The following is a 22,045-nucleotide window of genomic DNA, read 5'->3' as shown; positions in this document are numbered from 1 at the left end:
ATGAGGGTCGGAGTGCTGACCGGCGGCGGCGACTGCCCCGGCCTCAACGCCGTGATCCGCAGCGTCGTGCGCAAGGGCGTACAGGAGCACGGGTTCGACTTCCTCGGCGTCCGGGACGGCTGGCTCGGCCTGCTCAAGAACGACGTCGTCCCCCTCGGCATCGACAGCGTGCGGGGCATCCTGCCCCGGGGCGGAACGATCCTCGGCTCCTCGCGCACCAACCCGCTCAAGCACGACAACGGACTGCAGCGGGTGCGGGAGACGCTCGCCGCGCACGAGATGGACGCGCTCGTCGTGATCGGCGGGGAGGACACGCTGGGCACGGCCACGGAACTGAGCCGTCAGGGCATCGACGTGGTCGGCGTGCCGAAGACCATCGACAACGACGTCTCGTGCACCGACTTCACCTTCGGCTTCGACACGGCCGTAGGGATCGCGACGGAGGCGATCGACCGCCTCCACACCACCGCCGAGTCCCACATGCGGGCCCTGGTGGTGGAGGTGATGGGGCGGCACTCCGGCTGGATCGCCCTGCACGCCGGGATCGCCGGCGGCGCCAACGTCATCCTCATCCCCGAGCGGCCCTTCGACCTGGACCAGGTGTGCGAGCAGGTGATGCGCCGCTTCGAGATCAACTACGCGCCGATCGTCGTGGTGGCCGAGGGGGCGGCCCCGAGGGAGGGGCAGCTGATCGTCAAGGACCAGTCGCTGGACGAGTTCGGTCACGTGCGGCTGTCCGGCATCGGCGAATGGCTGGCGCAGGAGATCACGGCACGCACCGACAAGGACGCCCGTACCACCGTCCTGGGCCACATCCAGCGCGGCGGCACCCCCAGCGCCTTCGACCGGTGGCTCGCCACACGGTTCGGCCTGCACGCCATCCAGGCGGTCGCCGACGGCGACTTCGGCCGCATGGTGGCCCTCGAGGGCACGCGGATCGTCCGGGTGCCGCTCGCCGACGCCACGGCACGGAACAAGGTGGTGGACCCGTCCCTGTACGACGAGTTCGAGGTGTTCTACGGCTGAACCGTCACGCTCCGGGCGGCACGACCGCGACGGGACGACGCACATGGTGCAGCACGGCATGCGCCACCGGACCCAGTCGCCCCGCCGGTTGCGCCTCGGCGGACCGTCCCACGACGAGGAGGTCCGCGTCCCGGGAGGCGTTGAGCAGCGCTTGCGCCGGGTGGAGCAGGCGCAGGTCGAGCGTGGCCCTCACCTGCGGGTACTTCTCCTGCCACGGGCGCAGGGCGTCGGACAGGTCCAGAACCTCCCGGTCCTCCCAGGTGGCGCGGTCCTCCTCCGTCACCACGAACGAGCGGGGGGAGACGGACTCGGCGGGCAGGACCCACGCCTGCACCACGCGCAGGCGGGACGCGCGCAGTTCGGCGGTGGAGAAGGCGAAGTCCGCGGCCGCGCCCACCGGACGGTGAGCGTCGAAGCCGAGGACGACCGGAGGGGCGCCGCGGCCCGCGACGGGGCCGCCGGAGAACGCCCCCGGGCGAGGAGGCACGAGGACGACGGGGCAGGGGGCCGCCGCCGCGAGGCGCAGCGCGGTCGAGCCGACCACCAGGTCCGGGAAGCCGCCCGTGCCGCGGGTGCCCGCCACGAGGAGCCCGGCGCCCCGCGCCGCGTCGTCGAGGACGGCCTCCGCGGGGTCCCCGTCGGTCTGCACGCCGTCCACGTCGGGCTCCGGGCAGCGGGTGGTGAGGTCCTCCGCGGTCCGGCGCACCAGCCGGGTGCCGATCTCGCGCAGGCGGTCCGCGGCCGACACCGGGACGGCGGCTCCGGGAAGGCGGGGCGAGACGTGCAGCAGTCGCAGCGCCACGCCCCGCAGCCTCGCCTCACCCGCGGCCCACGCGGCCGCCGCAGCGGCACACTCGGAGCCGTCGACGCATGCCAGTACGGGGGAACGCATCCGGCCTCCTCGCCCGGCCCGTGCCGTCGCAGGGTGGCTTCTCCTGTTCTCCACTGTTCCACGACAAGCCGGTTCCGGCTCCACGAGGGCCGGCTACCGCCGCACGCGGTACCGCAGGTGAACGACCTTCGAGCCGAAGGTCCGGGTCTCGGCCAGTTCGAGACCCACCCGGCGCTCGTGCCGGGGGAAGAAGGGGATGCCGCCGCCGAGGAGCACCGGGTGCACCATGATCCGGTACTCGTCGATCAGGTCCGACGCGGCGGCCTCGGCGGCGAGAACCGCACCCCCGATGGCGATGTCACCGTCCCCGGGCTCGGCCCGCAACCGCTCGATCTCCTGCGCCACCGGGCCGGAGGCCAGGCGGGCGTTGCCCTGCACCGTCGTCAGCGTCCTCGAGAACACGACCTTCGGCAGCGGGTTCCACAGCGCCGCCCACTCCCGCTCCGCCTCGTCGAGCGAGGGGTTCTCGTCGGCGTCCTCCCAGTACAGCATCGTCTCGTACAGCCGCCGCCCCATCAGGTGGACGCCGACCTGCCGGATGTCGTCGATCCAGAAGCGGAAGACCTCCGGATCGGGCGTCGACCAGTCGATACCGCCGTCGGGCGCGACGATGTAGCCGTCGAGTGAGACGCTCATCGAGTACGTGACGCTGCGCATGAGTACTCCTCCTCCGTACCGGGTTCGACAGTACGACCGCGGGACGCCGCAGAACTCATCGGCCGCGGAACCCTCGCCCCGACGGCCCAGCGGCATCCCTCACCGGGCCTCGCGCAGCCGCAGGAGATACGTGGCGGTCAGGGCGACCGCCCGATCGGCGTCGTGCGACAGCCGGGTCAGGGCCTGCGCGGCGGTCGCGCCCGGGATGTCCGCCAGGGCCTGGGTCAGACGGCCGCGGGCCGGCGCCGCCGTGCCGTCGCGGGCGAGGCGGTCGACGAGTGCGGTCGCGATCCGTTCGGCCCTCGCCGTGTCGCTCGACAGGGCGCCCAGCGCGTCGGCCGCATCCGTGTCGTTCCTCCCGGCCACGATCATGTCGACGAGGGTCGGGATCGCGTCCCCCACGCCCCGCGTCCCCAGTGCCAGAGCCGCGTACCCCCGCACCCCGGGGTCGGGATCCGCGAGGGCGTGCCGCAGATGTGCGGCCACCTCCTCGCCGGGCAGCTCGGCGAGCGACTGCACGGCACGGGTCCGCACCGCTGCCACCGGCGAGCCGAGTCCCTCGGCGAGCAGTGCGGGTGCGCCGTCGGCCGACTGCGCCAGCGCCCAGCGAAGGGCGCCGGCGACGTTCGGCTCCGTCTCGTGCAGCGCCGCGTCGACCAGGGCCTCGACCGGGACCGTGCCCCCGTCGACGGACGAGAGGGCCGCACGCTGACGGACGTCCGCGCTGTGCGAGCCCAGCGCCTGGAGCAGCGACACGGTCCGCAGGACCTCCTCCCAGTCGGTGGGGTCCGCGGAGTCGATGTTGCTCAACCGCGTCAGCAGCTCGGTCTCGGCGGCGATGCGCTCGCGTGTGCGCCGGATGAGGTCGCCCACGAGCGCCGAGGGCGTGAAGTGCGGATCGTCCAGGGCACGCCCGATCTCCCGCAGGGACAGACCCAGCGACCGCAGGCTCTCGACGTGGAAGATCCGGCGGATGTCCTGCGCCGAGTACTCCCGGTAGCCGGAGCCCGTGCGGCCCGAGGGCCGCACCAGTCCCAGCGCCTCGTAGTGCCGGAGCATGCGGGCGCTGACCCCGGACCGTCGCGCCACCTCACCGATCAGCACGGTCCTATCCTCCTCCCTTCGGGGCCCCGGTGAGGGCCACGATGCGCTTGGCCTCCTCGAGCACCGACTCGAACCCCGCCTCCGGGTCCTCCAGCAGCCTGCGCGTGGCCAGTGCGTGCGCCCGCACGTCCGGCTCCCCGGCCGCCGCCGCTGCCCGCAGCACCGGCACGATCACCTCGCCGAGCCCGGCCAGCGCCTGGCTGAGACTCAGCTGGACCGCGCGGTCACCGCGCCCGAGCTGCGTCGCCAGGACGCGGGCCAGGCCGGCCTCCTCGCCTTCCGGTACGAGGACGACCGCCGTCCGCCAGGCGCTGCGCGCCACCTCGTCGTCGGCGTCGGACAGCAGGGCGCGGGTGATCGCCGGCCACGCCCGCCGGTCCCCGATCTTGGACAGGGTGTGCAGCGCCTGGCTGCGGGCCTGCGGACGTTCCGAGTGCAGCTCCCGCAGCAGCCGCGGAAGGGTCAGCGGCACGGGGTGGCGGGTGAGCGCCCAGGTGAGCATGTCCCGCACGAAGAACTCGGGCTCGACGGCGCACCGCTCGACGAGCTTGCCGACGAAGGCGGGGTCGGGCGTCGAGCCGACCGCCATGGCCGCCCGCAGCCGCACGGGCGAACGGCCGTCCTCCAACGCCTGCAGCGCTCGCTGCACGTCTGCGTCCCGTGATGTCGTGGTCATCGGACCACCTCCTCGGGCAGCAGTGAAGACCTTGTCACGGTGTCAAGGTCAAGCGGCGCCGACCGCCCGTCCGCCGGACGCGCGCGAGCCCGCCGCCGTCGTGGTCCGGGACGGTGGCGGGCCCGCTCGGTGCTCCCGCGTCGGGTGGTCAGGCGGTGTGCAGTCTCAGCCCGTAGCGGTTGAGGATCTCGTTGACCGGCTGGTGCCAGGTCTCGCCGCCGCTGCTGCAGTTGCCCCAGCCGCCGGAGGTGACGCCCTGGGCCTGGTCACCGCTGATGAAGGAGCCGCCGGAATCACCGGGTTCGGCGCAGACGCTGGTCTTCGTCATCTGGTGGACGGCGCCCTGGCTGTAGTTCACCGTCTCGTTCTTCGCCAGCACCCTGCCGCAGTGCCAGTGCGTGGTGGAGCCGGAACGGCAGATGGAGGCGCCCACCGGAGCCTCGGCGGAGCCGCGGACGAGCTGGTCGGAGACCGTGCCCCAGCCGAGCACGACCGGCACGGTCCACCAGCCGCTGCCGACGTTCACCCAGGCGTAGTCGTTGTCCGGGAACGACGACCCCTGGAAGTTGCCGACGTACGACCGGTCCCAGCCGTACACGGCCGAGCCGGGCGAACCGCAGTGTCCGGCCGTGACGAAGCCGCCCTGCACGGAGAAGCCGATGGAGCAGCGGACGTTGCCGGTGTAGTACGGGTCGCCGCCGACGGTTCCGGCGGCGAACGTGCGCGGTGCGGCGGCGGTCTGGCGGACCGTCACCGGACCCGCCTCGCGGGCGCGGGCGAGGAAGGCCCGGACATCGTTGTCGTCCCGATGCTCGCCGACGACGTTCACGACGACCTTGTTGGCCTTCGGGTCCACATGCCAACTGCCCACTCCGGCGGGCGCGGACAGGGCGTCGATGCGCTTCATCGCCGCGTCGAGCTGACGCGCGCTGTGTCGCACGAGGCGTACGGACGCTCCCGTCGCGCGCACGGCGTCGGCGCGCTCGTCGTCGGTGAGGGCCACGGTGAGGCGGCCGCGTTCGGCGTCGAACCAGGAGCCGCCGTAGGCGGAGCCGGCGACGTCGCGCGCCGTGCGATCGGTGGCCGTGGCCTTCTTCTCGGCGGCGAGGCGTGCCTCGGCCGCGTCGCGGGTCAGGCCCAGATCCCGCTGCATGGCGTCGAGAAGCCCCGGGGAGGCGGGAGCCTGGGGGGAGCGCGCGGGACCCTCGGCGGCGGAGGCGGGCAGGGCGCTGGCGGTGGCCCAGGTACCGAGCAGGAGGAGTGCGGACAGCGCGGTGCGCAGGGTCGTGGTGCGTCTCAAGGGATGCCCCTTCGTTGTTCCAGCAGGGTGGGGGTGGAACAGCAGAGCTTGAGAGCGCTCTCTGGCATGCGCGGCAGAGCCTAGCCCGTGATCAAGGAAAGGTCTATGCCATGGGCGCGGTCGTCCGGCGCGGGGTGTCGGCCGGTCAAGTGCGCGCATCCGGCCCGGGGTTGCGAGCGGGTGCACGGTCGTCTGTCAGGATGGCGCCATGGATGCCGATGTCCTGCGTCTTCCCGAGCCTCCGGCGCGCGAGGCCGACTTCCACGACGACTTCGCCGCTGCGGACCTCCGGCGGGACCGGTGGGTCGATCACTACCTGCCGCACTGGACGACCCCCGAGCGGTCACGGGCCCGGTACGACATCGACTCCGCCGGACTCCGGCTGCGGATCGACGCCGACCAGCCGGACTGGCGCGAGGAGGACGCCCCGCTGCGGGTGTCCAACGTGCAGACCGGCGTCTTCTCCGGCCCTCTCGGCTCGCGCCGGGGGACGCATCGGCATCGGCCGGACGGACTGGCCGTCCGCACGGAGACCCCCGAGCGGCTGCTCTGGGCACCCGCCGCCGGACGCGTGGACGTGACGGTCGGTGCGAGCCGGGACGAGGGGTGCATGCTCGCGGCCTGGCTCGTCGGGACGGAGCACCTGTCGGACCGGGACACCGGTGAGATCTGCCTCTTCGAGATCGACGCCGCAGCCGTCGGTGAGCGGGAGAGCCGCGCCCGCTGTGGGGTGAAGGCGCATACGGACGGGCGGCTGACGACCGACATGGCGGAGGTCGTCCTGCCCCTGGACGCGTCCGCGCCGCACACGTGGACGGTGATCTGGGACGGGTCGGGGACGGTCATCGGCTGCGAGGGAGTCGTCGTGAAACGGTCTCCCCAGGCGCCCGCCTACCCCCTGTTCCTCCTGATCGACCTGTTCGAGATCGGTCCCCGGTCGGGATCCGGCACGGCCTACCCGAAGACGGCCCGCGTCCACCGCGTCCGCGGCTGGGACGCCGGTGGAGACCTCGACAGACAAGACCCGGGTCGTCAGAACGCGTAGCGCACCCGCAGCCATGGGGCGTGGCGGTCGATCAGGGTGCGCAGGGTCTGCACCGCTTCACCCTTGATCCCGTTGCGGTAACGGACGTTCAGCGCGCCGTTCTCCGAGCGCTTGGCCTGCTGGATGTCCGGCCGCCACAGGGCCTCCTCCGCCCGGGGGTGCCAGCCGAGGTTGACCTCGTGCAGCTCCTGGTTGTGGGTGAGCATGATCACCTCGGCGGCGGCCTGCCGCTTCACTCGCTCGGGCAGCACGTCGTCGAGGTGGATCAGCAGCTCGGACCAGGCGTCCTCCCACCCGGGGCGGACGACCACGGGGGAGAGGTTGAAGTGCACCTCGTACCCCGCGTCGAGGAAGTCCGCCGCGGCGGCGATCCGCTCCGGGACCGGCGAGGTGCGCACGTCGAGCAGCCGGGCGTCCTCGGGCGGCATCAGCGAGAAGCGGATGCGGGTCCGGCCGCGCGGGTCCAGGGCCAGCAGGTCGGGATTGACGAACTTGGTGGCGAAGGAGGCCTTGGCGGTCGGCCACTGCCGGAAGGCGTGCACCAGATCCGCGGTGTTGTCGCAGATCAGCGCATCCACCGAGCAGTCGCCGTTCTCCCCGATGTCGTACACCCACGCCTCGGGGTCGCACTGGTTCGGCTCGGGCTTGGGCCCCTGCCGCGCGATGTGCCGGCCCAGGTGGGCGATGATCCGGTCGATGTTGGTGAAGACGGTGATCGGGTTGGCGTAGCCCTTGCGGCGGGGCACGTAGCAGTAGGCGCAGGCCATGGCGCAGCCGTTGGAGGGGCCCGGAGCGATCCAGTCCGCCGAGCGGCCGTTGGGCCGGGTGGTGAGGGTCTTCTTCTCGCCCAGAACCAGCGTCTCCCCCTTGACGCGCACCCAGCGGTCGACGTTGCCCTCGTTGCCGTGCAGGCCGGGGATGCGCCAGTGGGAGTCCACCGTGGTCAGCCGCGCGTCGGGGAACCGGGCGCGGATCTGCCGCCCGCGCGGGGACGCGGCGGCCGCGGGCTCCGCGTAGATCTCCCGCACGGGCAGCAGGCGGCGGGCGGTGGCGGAGGTGCGGAACGACGGGGCCTGCCGGTCGGTCGTCGCGACGCACCCGGGGGAGAGCGCGTCGAGACCGAACAGCGCCCCGGAGTCGTCGTCCGGGACGCCGGACGGGTGGTGCATGGGTGCTCCTGTACGGACGGGTGCCAGGAGGAGAAATGTCCCCTACGTGCAACTGTACGGGGCGCCCGGTGACCGGTCAGGCGTTGAGCTGCCAGATGGCGAGGTTGAGCGCGGCCGCGTACAGCGTCCACAGCGCGTACGGCACCAGGAGCAGGAACGCGGCCCGGCTCCGGCGCCGGAAGAGCAGCATCGTGACGCCCAGCGCGCCCAGCAGCAGGCAGATGTCGAGGAACGCGAGGCCGTACCGGTTGGCCCCGAAGAACAGCGGGGTCCAGGCGAGGTTGAGGAGGAGCTGCGTGCCCCAGGCGGTGGCGTCGGCGCGGACGTGCGCCGGTGCGCGTCCGCGCAGCACGAGCCAGGCGGAGACGGCGATGGTGGCGTAGAGCACGGTCCACACCGGTCCGAACAGCCAGGACGGCGGCGCCCACGCGGGCCGGTCCAGCGAGGCGTAGGTGCTGCCGGCGTCCGCGGCGGCCGTGCCGCCGACGGCGGCCACGCCGTAGCACAGCCCCAGCAGCAGCAGGAGCAGCAGCCATTGCGCATGGCCGTGCGGCCGGTGGCTGTGGTGGTGTGCGGCTTGCGTCACCGAGTGTCTCCCTTCCGAGGGTGCGGCCGCGCGGGCACGGCGCGCGCCGCCCGGGTGCCCGGTGGCCGGACGCCCATGCCGGCACCCGCGGCCCGGGCACCGGCCGGGGCACCCCGCGGGTTCGTGCGTCCGCGTGCCGGGCCGCCGGGAACGGGCCATGGCCATCCGTGCGCCGCGCGCCTAGCATGGAGAGCGCGACCCCTGCCGGGCCTGCGGCCTCGTCGTGCCGCAGCCCACCCACCGGCCCAGCCGGTGCCACGCGGAGGTGCGCCGTGCCCGAGAACCGCTGGTTGCTGTACCGCGATGCCGTGGCGGAGGTCCTCACCGGCGGCGGTCGCGCCTGGCTCCGGGACGCCGCCTGCATCGGCGAGGACCCCGAGCTGTTCTTCCCGCTGGTGGAGCGGGAGACGGACGCCCGGGTCGCCGAGGCCCGCGCGGTGTGCCGCCGCTGCCGTGTCCTGCTGGCCTGCCGCTCCTGGGCCATCGAGCACGGGGAGGACGCCGGCATCTGGGGCGGTACCACCGCCCGGCAGCGCCGCGCCATCAGCCGGGAGATGCGCATCGGCGAGGGCGGCGAACGGCGGACGCCGTGACGGCGGAGCCACCGCGCACCCCCGGGCGCGGGGTATCCGTACGGCCGTCCTGGACGGGCAGGCCGGTACGGGCGGTGGTTGCCTGGCCGGGAGACGTCTTCCCCGCCGGCAGGAGAAAGGTACGGCCGTGGCCCCTGAGTCCTCCCTCCAGTACACCGTCCCGGGCATGACCCCCGAGGACAGTGCCGAGATCATCACGCTGCTCCAGCGGCGGCTGCACTCGCTGAACGATCTGCACCTGACCCTCAAGCACATCCACTGGAACGTCGTCGGCCCGCACTTCATCGCGGTCCACGAGATGCTCGACCCCCAGGTCGAGCAGGTGCGGTCCATGACCGACGACCTGGCCGAGCGGATCTCCACCCTGGGCGGAGTGCCGCAGGGAACGCCGGGCGCGCTGGTCGCCGACCGGTCCTGGGACGACTACTCCATCGGCAGGGCGGAGGCCATCGAGCACCTGGGCGCCCTCGACGTGGTCTACACCCGGCTCATCGAGGACCACCGCGAGGCCATGGCGGCCACCGAGTCCTCCGACCCCGTCACCCAGGACATCCTCATCGAGCAGCTGCGCGGGCTGGAGCTGTTCCAGTGGTTCGTCCGCGCCCACCTGGAGAGCAGCGGCGGCCGTCTGAGCACCGCGGACGCCAGGACGGAACAGGCCGCGGCGGACCGGGCAGCCGAGCAGGCCCGTCAACAGCCCTGACGCGGAGTGGTGTTGAGCCCCCGCTCGGGTGCGGTGGGGGCCGTCCGCTTGACGCGTTGCGTGCGAGAATGCGGCCCGTGACCGGATCGTCCTCCTCGCCCGTCGCCGAGAGCACGCCCGGCCGTGCCGGCCTGGGCCCGCGCGCCGCAGCGGTGCTGGTGTTCGGCTCCTCGGCGGCCGTCCTCGTCATCGAGATCGTCGCGCTGCGGCTGCTCGCGCCCTATCTGGGACTGACCCTCGAGACGAGCACCATGGTGATCGGCATCGCGCTCAGCGCGATCGCCTTCGGCTCCTGGCTGGGCGGACTCGTCGCGGACCACGTCGACCCACGCCGGCTCATCGGCCCGGCGCTGGGCGTGTCCGGCGCGGTGGTGGCGCTCACCCCGGCCGTGCTGCGGAGCACGGCCGAGTGGGCGCCCGTGGTGCTCCTGCTCGTCGCGGGGCTGACCATCCTGGTGCCGGGCGCCCTGCTGTCCGCGGTGACGCCGTTCGTCACCAAACTGCGTCTGACCAGCCTGGCGGAGACCGGCACGGTCGTCGGCCGGCTGTCGGGGGTCGGTACCGTCGGGGCCATCGCCGGCACGGTGCTGACCGGCTTCGTCCTCGTGTCGCGGCTGCCGGTCAGCGGCATACTGCTCGGCCTCGGCGCGCTGCTGGTGGCGGGTTCGGCCTGGTTCGCGTGGCGCACCCGCGGCTGGAGCGGCGCCCCCGCCCTGACCCTGGTGGTCGTCGCGGGCGGTCTCGCGGCCACGGCCGCTCCCGGGGGCTGCGACGTGGAGACCACGTACCACTGTGCACGGGTCGTCGCGGATCCCGGCGGGGGTGGCGGCCGCACCCTCGTCCTGGACGGCCTGCGGCACTCCCACGTCGACCTCGCCGACCCGACCCGTCTGGAGTTCGCCTACGTGCGCGCCGTCGCGTCGGTGGTCGACGCCGCGTTCCCGGAGGGACGCCCGCTCGTCGCCCACCACGTGGGGGGCGGCGGGCTCACCCTGCCCCGGTACCTCGCGGCCACACGGCCCGGGACGCGCAGCGTCGTCTCCGAGATCGACGGCGGGGTCGTGCGCCTCGCCCACGACCGGCTGGGGCTGCGCCCGCGAGCCGGTGTCGAGGTGCGGGTCGAGGACGGCCGGCTGGGTGTGCGGCGCCTGGACACCGGCAGCCGTGACCTCGTCGTGGGTGACGCCTTCGGGGGTGTCGGCGTGCCGTGGCACCTCACCACCGCGGAGGCGCTGTCCGACGTGCGGCGCGTGCTCGGCTCGCAGGGGGTGTACGTCGTCAATCTCATCGACCACGGGGAGATGGCCTTCGCACGCGCCGAAGTGGCCACCCTCTCCGCGACGTTCGGGCACGTGGCCGTGCTGGGCGAGCCCGCCGCCACCGCCTCGGGCCCGGCCGGCGAGGGCGGCAACCTCGTGGTGCTCGCCTCCGACCGGCCGGTCGACCTCCGGGCGGTCCAGCGGGAACTGGACGCCCGGGACACCGGCTGGCGCGTCACCTCCGGTGAGCGGCTGGACGCCTGGACGGGTGCCGCCGAGCCGCTCACCGACGACCACGCCCCGGTGGACCAGCTCCTCCAGCCCCGCGGCCCCTGACGAGAGCGGCGGCCGGGGAGGGCCGGACGCCCCGCGGTCAGCCGCCCGCGGCGAGAACTTCGCCCACCAGCTCGCGCACGGCCCCCAGAGCCTCGGCCCGGTCCGCCGGGACCAGACCGATGCGGGTACGCCGGTCGAGCAGGTCGGCCTCGTCCAGGGCGCCCTCGTGCCGCAGCGCCCACAGCAGTTCGGCGCCGGTGACGGGGTGACCGGGCACGACGGGCTCACCCAGGCGCGGGTCCCGTGCCGCCAGGGCGTGGACCGCCGGTGCCTCGGTGCCGTAGCGCTGGACGAGGCGGCGGGGCGCGCGGAGCGCGGACAGGGCCGCGGGGGCCGCGGCACCGACCAGGGGGAGTGCGGCGGTGGGGGAGGGGCCGGCGGCGAGGCCGCGCGCGCCGACCGCCGCGTCCACGGCGTCCTCGGCCATCCGGCGGTAGGTGGTGAGCTTGCCGCCGACGACGCTGACCACGCCGTCCGGTGACGTCAGCACGGCGTGCCTGCGGGAGACGTCGGCCGTGCGCGGGACGGCGCCCGGCTGTGCGGCGGGTGTGGTGTCCAGCAGCGGGCGCAGCCCCGCGAAGGCGCCGACCACGTCGCTGCGCCGGACCGGGACGTCGAGGACCGAGCCGAGGACGTCCAGCAGGAAGCCGATGTCCGTCTCCGGGACGTCGGGGACGTCCGGGACGGGCCCGTCCAGGGGTTCGTCGGTGAGCCCGACGTAGATGCGGCCGTCGTCCTGGGGCAGGACCAGGAGGAAGCGGTTGGTCTCGCCGGGGATGGGGACGTGCAGGCCGGCGGGGAGGGGGCCGAGGTGGTCGGCGCGCAGGACGAGGTGGGTGCCGCGGGAGGGACGGATGCGGAGGCCCTCGACGAGGTCGCCGGCCCACACCCCGGAGGCGTTGATCACCGCTCGGGCCCGGATCTCGCCCTCCTGGCCGGTGAGTTCGTCGCGGACGCGGGCGCCGGTTCCGGTGAGTCCCAGGGCCCGCACCCGGGTGAGGACGCGGGCACCGCGTGCGGCGGCGGTGCGGGCGAGGGCGGTGACCAGGCGGGCGTCGTCGGTGAGCCGTCCGTCCCAGGAGAGCAGTCCGCCGCGCAGTCCGCCGGAGCGCAGCGCCGGGGCCAGGTGGCGGGTCTCGACCGCGGAGAGCCGGCGGGGCGCGGGCAGGGTGGCGCGGGCCGTGCGGGCCGACAGCCGCAGGGCGTCGCCGGCCCGGAACCCGGCCCACGCCAGCGCGGCCTGGCCGCGCGGGACGAGTGTGGTCAGGGGCAGCACGAAGGGCTGGGCGCGCACCAGGTGGGGCGCCGTCCGCTCCATCAGCACGCCGCGTTCGACAGCGCTCTCGTGGGCGACGTCGAACTGGGCCGAGGCCAGGTAGCGCAGCCCGCCGTGGATGAGTTTGGAGCTCCAGCGCGAGGTGCCGAAGGCGAGGTCGTGGGCGTCGACGGCGACGACGTCGAGGCCGCGGGCGGCGGCGTCGAGGGCCGCTCCCGCGCCGGTGGCGCCGAGGCCTACGACCAGCACGTCCACCACGCGGCCGTCGGTCGCCTCGGTCAGCTCACGGGTGCGCCGGGCCGCGGACAGGGAGGCCCCGCCGGCCGGGACGTTGCTCTGGCTCATGGGGTGAGGGTCCTCTCCAGGACGGTGTGCAGTTCGGCGAGGAACGCCTCGGACGTGAGGCCGTCGTCGTCCTCGTCGGTCATGGTGCGCAGGGACAGGGCGAACGACTGGAGGATCAGCAGCACGGTGCGCGCCTGAAGCCGGGCGGGAGCCCTGCGCACCGAACCGTCCGCGTGTCCCTCCCGCAGGGCCCCGGCGAGCAGCTCCAGCAGGGCTTCCTGGCTCGCCCCCCGCCGGTCCAGCACGTAGGGCAGGAGGAGTTCGGGGTCCACGTCGACGATCTTCTGGAACAGCGGGTGGGCGCGGAAGGCCTTCACGCCCGCCACGAGACCGTCGACCAGCGGCGGGCGCGTGCCCGGTTCCGGCCGGTGTTCGGGCATGGCGCCGGTGGCGACCGCGATCCACTCACGCGTCATCAGGTCGCCGACGAGGGAGCGGACGTCGGGCCACCGGCGGTAGAGCGTCATCCGCGAGACACCCGCGCGGCGGGCGACGTCGGTCATGGTCGTCCGGCGCACGCCGACGGCCAGGACGCAGTCGCGGACGGCGTCGAGCACCACGTCGTTGTCCGAGGACTTCTGCTGAGCCGAGCTGTTGTGACGGTTAGGCGTCATGTGTAACAGTGTAACGCGCAGGGCCGCTCCGGCGGCAACCCCGACGACCGGTGAGGACGACACGCATGGACATGCTGTGGAACGGCTGGGGCGACCCCGCCAGGGCGACGCCGCTGCCCGACACCGTCACCGGGCTGCTGCGTGACTGGCTCGGTGTCACGACACAGCCCACGGCATCGGCCCGCCTGGAGGAGATCGAGGTCTCCACCCCCGCCCTGGAAGGCACCGCCCTGCACGCCCTGCACGCCGCCCTCGGCGGACGGGCGGACAGCGTCCGCACGGACGCCGAGAGCCGGGTGAGGCACACCCGGGGCAAGTCCACCCCGGACCTGCTGCGCATCCGCGCCGCCGACACCTCCGACGCCCCCGCGGCCGTCGCGCTCCCGGAGAGCCACGACGAGGTGCTCGCCGTGCTCCGCGTCTGCGCCGAACACGGCCTCGCCCTCGTCCCGTTCGGCGGCGGCACCTCCGTCGTCGGCGGACTGGCCCCCACCGGCCCGGCGCCCTTCGTCGCCCTGGACCTGCGGCGGATGAACCGCCTGCTCGACCTCGACCCGGTGTCCCGGACCGCCACCCTCCAGCCCGGCCTGCGCGCACCCGAGGCCGAGGCGCTGCTGGCCGGACACGGCTTCACCCTCGGCCACTTCCCCCAGTCCTACGAGTGGGCCACCATCGGCGGCTTCGCCGCGACCCGCTCCAGCGGACAGGCCTCCGCGGGCTACGGCCGCTTCGACGAGATGGTCCTCGGCCTCACCCTCGCCACCCCGCAGGGCACCCTCGACACCGGCCGGGCACCCCGCTCCGCCGCCGGACCCGACCTGCGCCACCTGGTGCTCGGCTCGGAGGGCGCCTTCGGCGTCATCACCTCCGTCACCGTCCGCGTGAGGCCCGTTCCGCGGACGCGCCGCTACGAGGGCTGGCGCTTCGCCTCCTTCGACCAGGGCACCGCCGCACTGCGCCGCCTCGCCCAGGACGGACCGCGCCCCACCGTCCTGCGGCTGTCCGACGAGACCGAGACACTGATCGGCCTGGCCCAGCCCGAGGCCATCGGTGCCGGCGTCGAACAGGGGAACGCGGGCTGCCTCGCCGTGGTCGGCTTCGAGGGCACCGAGGACGACACCGCCCGGCGCCGGGCGGCGGCAGCGGCCGTCCTCGCCGACTGCGGCGGCGAGTTCGCCGGCGACGAGCCGGGGGAGCGCTGGGCCCACGGCCGCTACTCGGCGCCCTACCTGCGCGACTCGCTCCTCGAGGCGGGCGCGTTCGCCGAGACCCTGGAGACCGCCGCCTACTGGTCGAGGCTGCCGGGCCTGTACACGGCCGTCCGCGACGCGCTGACCAGCACGCTCACCGGGAACGGCACCCCGCCCCTCGTCATGTGCCACATCTCGCACGTCTACGAGAACGGCGCCTCGCTGTACTTCACGGTCGTCTCGGCCCAGGGCGACGACCCGGTGGCGCACTGGACGCGCGCCAAGCACGCCGCGAACGACGCGATCCTCACGGCCGGCGGCACGATCACCCACCACCACGCCGTCGGCACCGACCACCGCGACTGGTACGTGCGCGAGGCCACCGACCTCGGGGTCGCGGCGCTGCGAGCCGTCAAGCAGCGGCTGGACCCGGACGGCCTGCTGAACCCCGGCGTGCTGCTGCCGGCCGACTGAACCGGCCCCCGGCCCGCCCGACCGCACCACCCCACCTTCACGACCACCCGGCACCACCCGTCAGCCCGGAGGCACATCGATGCGACAGTTCACCGCCGTCGTCAACCCCACCGCGGGCGGAGCCACCAGCGCGGCGGCGCTGCTGCAGGTGGCCCGTCTCCTGAGGGAGGCGGGCGCCGAGCTGGAGACCGAGTACAGCCGCAGCCTCGCCCACGCCCGTGAGCTCGCCCGGAGCGCCGGGGAGCGCGGCCGGGTGGTCCTCGCCGTCGGCGGCGACGGCATCACCGGAAGCATCGGCGGAGCCCTCAGCGGGACCGGCGCCCTGTTCGGCATGGTCCCGGCCGGGCGCGGCAACGACTTCGCCCGGGCCCTCGGCCTGCCGAGCGACCCGGAGGGCGTGGCCCGGGTCCTGCTGCACGGCACCCCGCGCGCCGTGGACACCATCGAGGTCGTGTCGTCGGTCCACGCCGCCACCGTCGTCCTCGGCAGCGTGTACGCGGGGGTGGACGCCCTGGCCAACCAGCACGCCAACCGGTCCCGGATGCTGCGCGGCCCGGCCTCCTACTACGCCGGGGCCCTGCGCGCGATCAGCGGCTGGCGCCCCGTGCGCTACCGGGTCACCGTCGACGGCCGGGACCACGCCTACAGCGGCTACACCGTGGTGGCCGCGAACTCCAGCTACTACGGCTCGGCACGCCGCATCGCCCCCGACGCCCGTCTGGACGACGGACTCCTCGACGTCGTGATGATCCGGGACGCGCCGCGCCGCCTGTTCTTCGCCCTGATGAAGGAGCTGGACACCGGAGCCCACGTCCACCGCCCCCAGGTGCAGGTGGTCCGCGGCCGCGAGATACGTATCGAGGCCGACCGGGACCTGCCCTACGGCGCGGACGGCGAGATCGAGGCCGTCCTCCCCGTCACGGCCAGGGTGCTGCCGGGCGCGCTGCGGGTGCTGTGCTGAGGCGGACCGTCACCGGGTGAGCCCCGCGGGGCTCACCCCTGCGGCGCGGTGCCGGGACGTGCCGAGTGGTCCGGGTGGCCGCCGGTGCGCCGCTCCTCCTTGAGCTCGGCCTCGAACAGGTGGTCCTTCCCCTCGGCCAGCTCCTGCCGTGCTGCCTTCTCCGCGGCCTTGAACGGGTCGTAGTAGGTGTCGTTGTACGCCTCGACGATCTGGAACGTCCAGTGCCCCGGGATGACGTTGCGGCCCAGGATCTCGCGCTGGACGCGGTCCGCCCAGGCGTGGTGGCCCGCCTCGCGCAGCAGCCGGACCGCACGGTCCAGCTCGAAGTCGGCCCCACCGGTCAGCTGGTGGAAGGCGTACAGGTGCCCGCGGGCGCGCTCGGTCGTCTCCAGCGCCTTGGACAGGGCGCCGAGGGCTTGGACGGTGGTGTCCGACACGCCCTGCGGTCGGCGGTGGGCGGCGTCGGGACCGTCGTGGTGCTCGTTCATGGGGGAGCGAGTGCCCAGTCCCGGGCCGCTCACCGCGCCTGTCCGGGGGACACGTCCGGCCGGCCGGCGCGGACGGCGGACGGCCCGCGGCTGCATCCGTCGCAGCCGCCGGCCCGGAAGGATCGGCAAGGGTGCGGGACACCGTCCCGCGCGAGGGCCCGCCGGCACGAGGGATACGGGCGGCGGCGCACTCCCCGGGCCCCTGGCGCGGCGGCGCGGGGGCCCGGGTCCGCACACCGCGCCGACGCCGCGGAGCAACCGTCCGGGCCCTCGGCCTCGAGCGGAGCAACCGTCCGGGTCCTCGGCCTCAAGCGGCGCTGCCGTGCCCGGCCTCCTCCGGCGGTCCCGGGGGCGGGGGCGACTCCTCGTGGTCCCCTGCTTCGCGCCCCGGCTCCGTCGAGCCTCAGGAGGGGTCGGCAGTACCCGGGATGCCCGTCCGCAGCAGGCCCTCGACGCCGTTCAGCAACGTCTCGGAGATGAGCGCCGGGTCGAAGAGGCAGCCCGCCGCCATGGCGCCGTCGCGGAGCATGACGAAGTGACGCCCCGCCGTCTCGGCGGGAACGCAGCCGGCCTCGGCCAGCAGCCGGGTGGCGGTGTCCAGGAACCACTGGCGATGCGCCAGGACGGCCCGGTGGACGGGGTGCGCCGGGTCGGGGTACTCGGCCGCCGCGTTCAGGAAGGCGCACCCGCGGAAACCCGGCGTCCGGATGCTCTCCGCGATGGACCGTGCGACGGCGCGGACCGTGTCGGCCGCCGTGAGGTCCTGCTCCAGGACGGCAGCGACCTGGCCCCTGATGCCCTGGTCGGCCTGCTGGAGATAGGCGAGGATCAGGTCCTCCTTGCCCTTGAAGTGCCGGTACAGGGTGGCGCGCGTGACCTGCGCCTCGGCGATGATCCGGTCCACCCCGACCGAGTGGATGCCCTCGGCGTAGAAGATCCGGGTGGCCGTTCCGAGCAGTCGCGACCGTGCCTCCGACGTGCTCCCGCTCCCTGTGCTCGCGCTCATGGCGCCACGGTAGCAGCCCTCTGAGGGAGAACGTTCGGTCTTGACAGGAGAGCGCGGGTGGGCCTTGGATGGGCCGTGCCGTGAGGGAGACCGAACGTTCTCCCTCACGGCACGGCCCATCCCGTCGAGCAGGAAGAAGCCGCCATGGCCAGCTCCGTCGCCCCTCCCGCACCCACCCCCGCCCCGGCCGCCGCCTCCGGGGCGCTGCGCCGGCTGTACGTCGTGCGCTTCGCGTTCGCCGTCGTCTGGGCCGCGCTGCTGTTCACCACCACGCACACCCTCGGCACCCTGGGCGCGACGCTGCTGGTGGTCTATCCGCTGTTCGACGTCGCCTGCGCCGTCGTCGACATCAGGTCCGCGAGGGCCGGCCGCGGACCCGTGCGCGGCCTGTACGTCAACGTCGCCCTGAGCACCCTGACCGCCGGGGCCCTGGCCGCGGCGGTCGCCTCGGGCATCCCGGCGGTCCTGCGCGTCTGGGGCGTGTGGGCGATCACCGCCGGCCTCGTCCAGCTGGTCGTCGGCGTCCTGCGGCGCGGCATGGGAGGACAGCGGCCGATGATCGCCAGCGGTGCCCTCTCCACCCTGGCCGGAGCCTCCTTCGTCGCCCAGGCGGGACAGGACGGCACCTCACTGGCATCCCTGGCGGGCTACGCCTTCCTCGGCGGTGTCTTCTTCCTCGTCTCCGCGCTCCGGCTGGGGCGCACCGGCCCCGCCGCACGCCCCTGAGACGGCTGCCGTCCAGGAGCGGCACGGAGGAGGCCCCTCGCGTCAGCTCTCGAGGTGCTTGATCACCGAGCGCATCGCACGGAGCAGGGCCGGGCGGGTCTCCTCGGGCGGGTCGAGCGTCTCGAAGCCGTGATGGCCGCGGGGCACGTCGACCAGCTCCAACGCCGCGCCGCTCTTCTCGGCCGCGGTCACGAACGCCTCGACGGTGGCGGCGATCTCGGGGGTCTCCAGCCCGGCGCGCAGCAGGACGAGGGGCAGACCGCCCGTGTGGGCGACGGCCCGGACCGGATGGAAACGGCTGTCCGTGAGCCCCCAGTTGGGCAGGGGTGCGAGCACCGGGTAGGAAGCGGCCAGGCAGCGCAGCCAGGCCGGCGGGCCGGCCAGCCAGTCCGCGGTGAGCAGGCCCCCGCCGGAGAAGAACCACAGCGCGATCCGCTCGGGGTCCACCCGGGGATCGGCCCGGACCAGTTCGACCGCCGCCGCGACGTCCCCGGCGGCGCGCTCGTAGTCGGCAATGTCGTGCAGGCGGTGGTCGAGGGTCACCCCGACGGCGCCCTCGGCGGCCGCCAGGCGGGCGTGGCCCACCAGGGTGGGCCAGTCCCGGGGGGTGGGCCGGACCCCGGCGGGGACCGGGCCGCCGTGGACGAAGACCACTGCCGGACGCGGTGCGCCGCCTGAGGGGACGTACAGATCGACCTGCCCCCGGCGGTCCCGCACCACCTCGGGAACGTCGACCGGGAACGGACGCAGATGGGCGGGTGGCGACTGCGCGCCGGGCGGGAGCAGGCGGCGCCCCTCGCCGGCCGCCGCGCGCAGCAGGACGTCCGCCAGATCGGCGGGGCACGACAGCATCGGCCAGTGCCCGGTGTGCATCTCGAAGAAGCCGATGTGCGGCCCGGCCAGCGCCACCAGCGCGGGGTCGCCGAGATCGACGAGCCGTTGCACCAGGTCGACGCTGACGCCGTTGCCGGTGCACAGCACCCCGGTGACCGGTACCGCGGCCACCGCCCCGCTCAACCGCAACGGCTGGAGCAGAGTGCCCAGGGGCTGCGGTGCCGCGAGGGCGGACAACCGGTCCAGTGCCGCGTCGGGCACTCCTGCGGTGCTGCCCCAGCGCTGCCACTCCTCACCGGTCGGCGGCGCCAGTACCTCGTCCGCCGCGGTGCGCCGGTCGCGCTCGGCGAGCTGTGCGCGCAGTGTGCGGTCGGGTATCGCGGCCAGCGCCGGAACACCGTTCTGCGCCATTCCGCAGTCCAGGTACACGATCCGCGCGATGCGCGCGGCCCGCCGGTCGGCGGCCCCGAGGGCGGGGTGGATCCCGTAGTCGTGACCGACGAGCACGATCTCCTCGCCGGCGTCCACCGCGTCGACCACCGCCAGCACATCCGCGATGTGTGTCTCCAGGTCCGTCCGGACCGACGGATCCGCGGGCCGGGCCGCGTCGAGCCCCGTCAGGGCCACCGGGAGTGCCTCGCTGCCGGCCGCGGCCAACCGGGCGGCCGTCTCCTGCCACACGTGTGTCCCCGTGAACACACCCGCCACCATGATGAACACCGTCATGGGTCTCTCCTCCCCATTCGCTGCCTGCCGTGCCTCGCGCACACCGGCCATGAGGCCGGGGCGTCGGCCCGCTCCGTGCGCCGGTACCGTAGGAACTCCCCCTGAGGGAGGTTCAACCGGCCATGTCCGACGAGCAGTTCTGGAGCATCGGCGAGCTCGCGGAGCGCGCGGGCGTCACCGTGAAGACCGTCCGCTTCTACTCCGACCGGGGCCTGCTCCCCGAGTCGGCCCGCAGCGGCGGCGGGCACCGGCGCTACGGGCCCGAGGCACTGGAGCGGCTGAGGCTGATCCGGTCCCTGCGCGCGCTGGACCTGTCGGTGCCGCAGGTGCGGCGGGTCGTCGAGGACGCGGGCGGGGCGGGCCGCGTCCTGGAGGAGGCGGTCGCGAGCCGACTGCGCGAGCTGGGCAGTGAGTTGACGGCGATGCGCTGGCGTGAGGCGGCCCTGCGGCTGGTGGCGGAGTGCCCGGCCGCGGAGCGGTCCGAACGGCTGCGGATCCTGGGTGCGGTGAGCACCCCGCCGAGCACGGCGCCGCTGGTCCGCTTCTGGCGGGGCTGGCTGCCGCCGCGCATGCCGGCCCGCGTGACGGCGGCGTTCCTGGAAGTGGCCGTCCCCCAGCCGCCCGACGACCCGACCCCCGACCAGGTGCTCGCCTTCGCCCGGCTGCACGCGATGACGACGTCTCCCTGCCCGTCCGGCCGGCGGCCCCAGCCGGACGTGCACCGGGTGGCCGGAGCCGGCGGCGCCTGTCTCCTCTACGCCGGACTCATCGAGGCGTTCGACCTCGCGGGCCCGCAGGTGCGCCACGACCGTGCCCCGCACGCGGGCGAGGCCCTCGACGCGTATGTCGCGGCGTACGCGCGTGCGTACGGCTGCCGGGACTCACGGGAGTTCCGGCGGCTGCTGGCGGCGCGGCTCGCCACCGAGCCGCGCCTGGACCGGTACTGGGAGCTGACGGCCGTCCTGCGCACACCGCCGTCCGGGCTGCCCGAGCCGACCCCGGGCACCGCGGACGACTGGCTGCGCGGAGCGCTGGAGCTGGACAACGCCGCGGCGGCGTGAACAGCCGCTGCTGGAGCAACTTCTCCGGGGCGGGTATGTCACTACCTGCTCGACGGCCGCCCACGGGCCGCGCTTTTCCCGTGCTGTGCATGCACACCGGCCAAGCAAAACAGACCATTTGGTCCAGACAACCGGGACGGATCATGCGCCGAGCAGCGAAGACATGACTCGTGCGTCCTCGGGGAGCGGATCATTCCGGCAGGAGGCCCCCCTTTGCACGGCCGGAGCCGCCCATTCGGCGATCACGGAGTGCATGACCATTCCAACTGGCCCGTGTGAACGGACTCTTGCGTGGCATCGATCCTGCTGGCAGGGTTCGAGGTCATTCGGCATTGCGTCGCGGGGGAGACTCGATGTTGCTCACCTTTCCGATGGCTCATGACAGCCCTTTCTCTCCTCGGGTGATCGCTGGGGAGGAAGAGTGAGGGACCACGTCTCGGCAGCCACGCAGCAGCCGATGCAGCAGCATTTAAGTCGTTCAGAATTGTACTTCAGTGGCCTCTTATCGGAGATCACGCGCGTACCGATATGCAGCATTGTGGTCGCGGGTTCCCTTCGCACCACGGGAGAGGACCCACGGCACATCAGCATGCTCGCCGAGGTGTGTTCCGAACTGCCGCCGATCGTAATCCATCGGACGACCATGACGGTCATCGACGGTGTGCACCGGCTCCGGGCGGCGGAGAAGAGCGGCGCCTCGCACATCAGCGCCGTGCTCTTCAACGGTGACGAGCGCCAGGCCTTCGTCCTGGCGGTCAAGCTGAACAGCAATCACGGACTGCCTCTGTCCCTGGCCGACCGCAAGGCCGCGGCCCTCCACATGCTGGCCGACTTCCCCGAGTGGTCCAACCGGCGGCTGGCGAGCGTGGCCGGCCTGTCGGACAAGACGATCGCGGCGCTGAGGCGGGGGTCGGGTGCGGATTTTCCGCACCCCACCCCCCTACGGCGGGGCCGTGACGGGGTGGCCTACCCCCAGGCTGCGGGCGAGGGCCGCAGCC

Annotated in this window: 22 protein-coding genes; 10 read left to right on the top strand and 12 right to left on the bottom strand. The window is 74.0% G+C overall.

The genetic code is table 11. The features are described 5' to 3' along the window. Positions 1-1,026 carry a 6-phosphofructokinase gene (locus ACH4C6_RS09965; protein ID WP_398108062.1) on the top strand — a complete coding sequence of 342 codons (1,026 nt, stop codon included), beginning with the start codon at positions 1-3 and terminating at the stop codon, positions 1,024-1,026. 4 nt (positions 1,027-1,030) lie between these two features. Here ACH4C6_RS09965 and ACH4C6_RS09960 read toward each other — a convergent pair whose 3' ends face one another. The 5 genes from ACH4C6_RS09960 to ACH4C6_RS09940 form a co-directional block, all read right to left on the bottom strand. Continuing rightward, the gene (locus tag ACH4C6_RS09960; protein ID WP_398108061.1) at positions 1,031-1,918 is read right to left on the bottom strand and encodes a universal stress protein; all 888 of its coding nucleotides are present in this window, start codon (positions 1,916-1,918) and stop codon (positions 1,031-1,033) included. Between the two features lie 93 nt (positions 1,919-2,011). Then, complete coding sequence (locus ACH4C6_RS09955; RefSeq protein ID WP_398108060.1) at positions 2,012-2,575, bottom strand: dihydrofolate reductase family protein; 564 nt, start codon at positions 2,573-2,575, stop codon at positions 2,012-2,014. Positions 2,576-2,674: 99 nt separating this feature from the next. Next, positions 2,675-3,679, bottom strand: a complete 1,005-nt coding sequence (locus ACH4C6_RS09950) for a MerR family transcriptional regulator (protein WP_398108059.1) — start codon at positions 3,677-3,679, stop codon at positions 2,675-2,677. A 4-nt stretch (positions 3,680-3,683) separates the two neighbouring features. Beyond that, positions 3,684-4,355: a HEAT repeat domain-containing protein gene (locus ACH4C6_RS09945; RefSeq protein WP_398108058.1), complete on the bottom strand. Its 672-nt coding sequence runs from the start codon at positions 4,353-4,355 to the stop codon at positions 3,684-3,686. Between the two features lie 148 nt (positions 4,356-4,503). Next, positions 4,504-5,655, bottom strand: a complete 1,152-nt coding sequence (locus ACH4C6_RS09940; RefSeq protein WP_398108057.1) for an alpha-lytic protease prodomain-containing protein — start codon at positions 5,653-5,655, stop codon at positions 4,504-4,506. Positions 5,656-5,863: 208 nt separating this feature from the next. On the opposite strand from ACH4C6_RS09940, the gene ACH4C6_RS09935 reads away from it, so the two are divergent. After that, the gene (locus ACH4C6_RS09935; protein ID WP_398108056.1) at positions 5,864-6,700 is read left to right on the top strand and encodes a hypothetical protein; all 837 of its coding nucleotides are present in this window, start codon (positions 5,864-5,866) and stop codon (positions 6,698-6,700) included. Here ACH4C6_RS09935 and ACH4C6_RS09930 read toward each other — a convergent pair. Together ACH4C6_RS09930 and ACH4C6_RS09925 are read right to left on the bottom strand one after the other, a co-directional pair. Then, positions 6,688-7,869 (bottom strand): spore photoproduct lyase family protein, encoded by a 1,182-nt coding sequence (locus ACH4C6_RS09930; protein WP_398108055.1) that lies wholly within the window; start codon positions 7,867-7,869, stop codon positions 6,688-6,690. The genes ACH4C6_RS09935 and ACH4C6_RS09930 overlap by 13 nt on opposite strands. Positions 7,870-7,945: 76 nt before the next feature. Beyond that, positions 7,946-8,455, bottom strand: coding sequence for a TspO/MBR family protein (locus tag ACH4C6_RS09925; protein WP_398108054.1), 510 nt, complete (start codon positions 8,453-8,455; stop codon positions 7,946-7,948). Between the two features lie 272 nt (positions 8,456-8,727). On the opposite strand from ACH4C6_RS09925, the gene ACH4C6_RS09920 reads away from it, so the two are divergent. The 3 genes from ACH4C6_RS09920 (at position 8,728) to ACH4C6_RS09910 (ending at position 11,346) form a co-directional block, all read left to right on the top strand. Next, complete coding sequence (locus ACH4C6_RS09920) at positions 8,728-9,048, top strand: WhiB family transcriptional regulator (RefSeq protein WP_398108053.1); 321 nt, start codon at positions 8,728-8,730, stop codon at positions 9,046-9,048. A gap of 166 nt (positions 9,049-9,214) precedes the next feature. Then, positions 9,215-9,751: a Dps family protein gene (locus tag ACH4C6_RS09915; RefSeq protein WP_398108695.1), complete on the top strand. Its 537-nt coding sequence runs from the start codon at positions 9,215-9,217 to the stop codon at positions 9,749-9,751. A 77-nt stretch (positions 9,752-9,828) separates the two neighbouring features. After that, a complete protein-coding gene (locus tag ACH4C6_RS09910; RefSeq protein WP_398108052.1) occupies positions 9,829-11,346 on the top strand; it encodes a fused MFS/spermidine synthase in 1,518 nt (505 codons plus the stop codon). A gap of 37 nt (positions 11,347-11,383) precedes the next feature. On the opposite strand, the gene ACH4C6_RS09905 is transcribed toward ACH4C6_RS09910, so the two are convergent. Together ACH4C6_RS09905 and ACH4C6_RS09900 are read right to left on the bottom strand one after the other, a co-directional pair. Continuing rightward, positions 11,384-12,967, bottom strand: a complete 1,584-nt coding sequence (locus ACH4C6_RS09905) for a glycerol-3-phosphate dehydrogenase/oxidase (protein ID WP_398108051.1) — start codon at positions 12,965-12,967, stop codon at positions 11,384-11,386. Next, entirely contained in the window at positions 12,964-13,581 is a 618-nt protein-coding gene (locus ACH4C6_RS09900; protein ID WP_398108050.1) for a TetR/AcrR family transcriptional regulator, read from the bottom strand. The genes ACH4C6_RS09905 and ACH4C6_RS09900 overlap by 4 nt, the downstream gene beginning before the upstream one ends. 65 nt (positions 13,582-13,646) lie before the next feature. Here ACH4C6_RS09900 and ACH4C6_RS09895 point away from each other — a divergent pair, with 65 nt between their 5' ends. Both ACH4C6_RS09895 and ACH4C6_RS09890 read left to right on the top strand, forming a co-directional pair. Then, positions 13,647-15,245 carry an FAD-binding oxidoreductase gene (locus ACH4C6_RS09895; protein WP_398108049.1) on the top strand — a complete coding sequence of 533 codons (1,599 nt, stop codon included), beginning with the start codon at positions 13,647-13,649 and terminating at the stop codon, positions 15,243-15,245. A gap of 79 nt (positions 15,246-15,324) precedes the next feature. Continuing rightward, entirely contained in the window at positions 15,325-16,206 is an 882-nt protein-coding gene (locus tag ACH4C6_RS09890; RefSeq protein ID WP_398108048.1) for a diacylglycerol/lipid kinase family protein, read from the top strand. Between the two features lie 32 nt (positions 16,207-16,238). Here the strand turns inward: ACH4C6_RS09890 and ACH4C6_RS09885 are convergent, their stop codons facing one another. Both ACH4C6_RS09885 and ACH4C6_RS09880 read right to left on the bottom strand, forming a co-directional pair. After that, positions 16,239-16,694, bottom strand: coding sequence for a hypothetical protein (locus ACH4C6_RS09885; RefSeq protein WP_398108047.1), 456 nt, complete (start codon positions 16,692-16,694; stop codon positions 16,239-16,241). 403 nt (positions 16,695-17,097) lie between these two features. After that, positions 17,098-17,700: a TetR/AcrR family transcriptional regulator gene (locus ACH4C6_RS09880; RefSeq protein ID WP_398108046.1), complete on the bottom strand. Its 603-nt coding sequence runs from the start codon at positions 17,698-17,700 to the stop codon at positions 17,098-17,100. A 144-nt stretch (positions 17,701-17,844) separates the two neighbouring features. On the opposite strand from ACH4C6_RS09880, the gene ACH4C6_RS09875 reads away from it, so the two are divergent. Then, on the top strand, positions 17,845-18,426 hold the full coding sequence (locus ACH4C6_RS09875) for a hypothetical protein (RefSeq protein ID WP_398108045.1): 582 nt from the start codon (positions 17,845-17,847) through the stop codon (positions 18,424-18,426). 42 nt (positions 18,427-18,468) lie between these two features. Here the strand turns inward: ACH4C6_RS09875 and ACH4C6_RS09870 are convergent, their stop codons facing one another. Then, entirely contained in the window at positions 18,469-19,986 is a 1,518-nt protein-coding gene (locus tag ACH4C6_RS09870; protein WP_398108044.1) for an alpha/beta fold hydrolase, read from the bottom strand. A gap of 122 nt (positions 19,987-20,108) precedes the next feature. Between ACH4C6_RS09870 and ACH4C6_RS09865 the strand changes: the two genes are divergently transcribed. After that, positions 20,109-21,047, top strand: coding sequence for a MerR family transcriptional regulator (locus tag ACH4C6_RS09865; RefSeq protein ID WP_398108043.1), 939 nt, complete (start codon positions 20,109-20,111; stop codon positions 21,045-21,047). Between the two features lie 589 nt (positions 21,048-21,636). After that, on the top strand, positions 21,637-22,045 hold a 409-nt coding region (locus ACH4C6_RS09860; protein WP_398108042.1), incomplete at its 3' end, for a ParB N-terminal domain-containing protein.

Source organism: Streptomyces sp. NPDC017943, assembly GCF_044328425.1.
GTDB lineage: Bacteria > Actinomycetota > Actinomycetes > Streptomycetales > Streptomycetaceae > Streptomyces > Streptomyces djakartensis_A.
The sequence above is the reverse complement of the archived record's forward strand: the minus strand, read 5'-3'. Positions and strand labels throughout refer to the sequence as shown.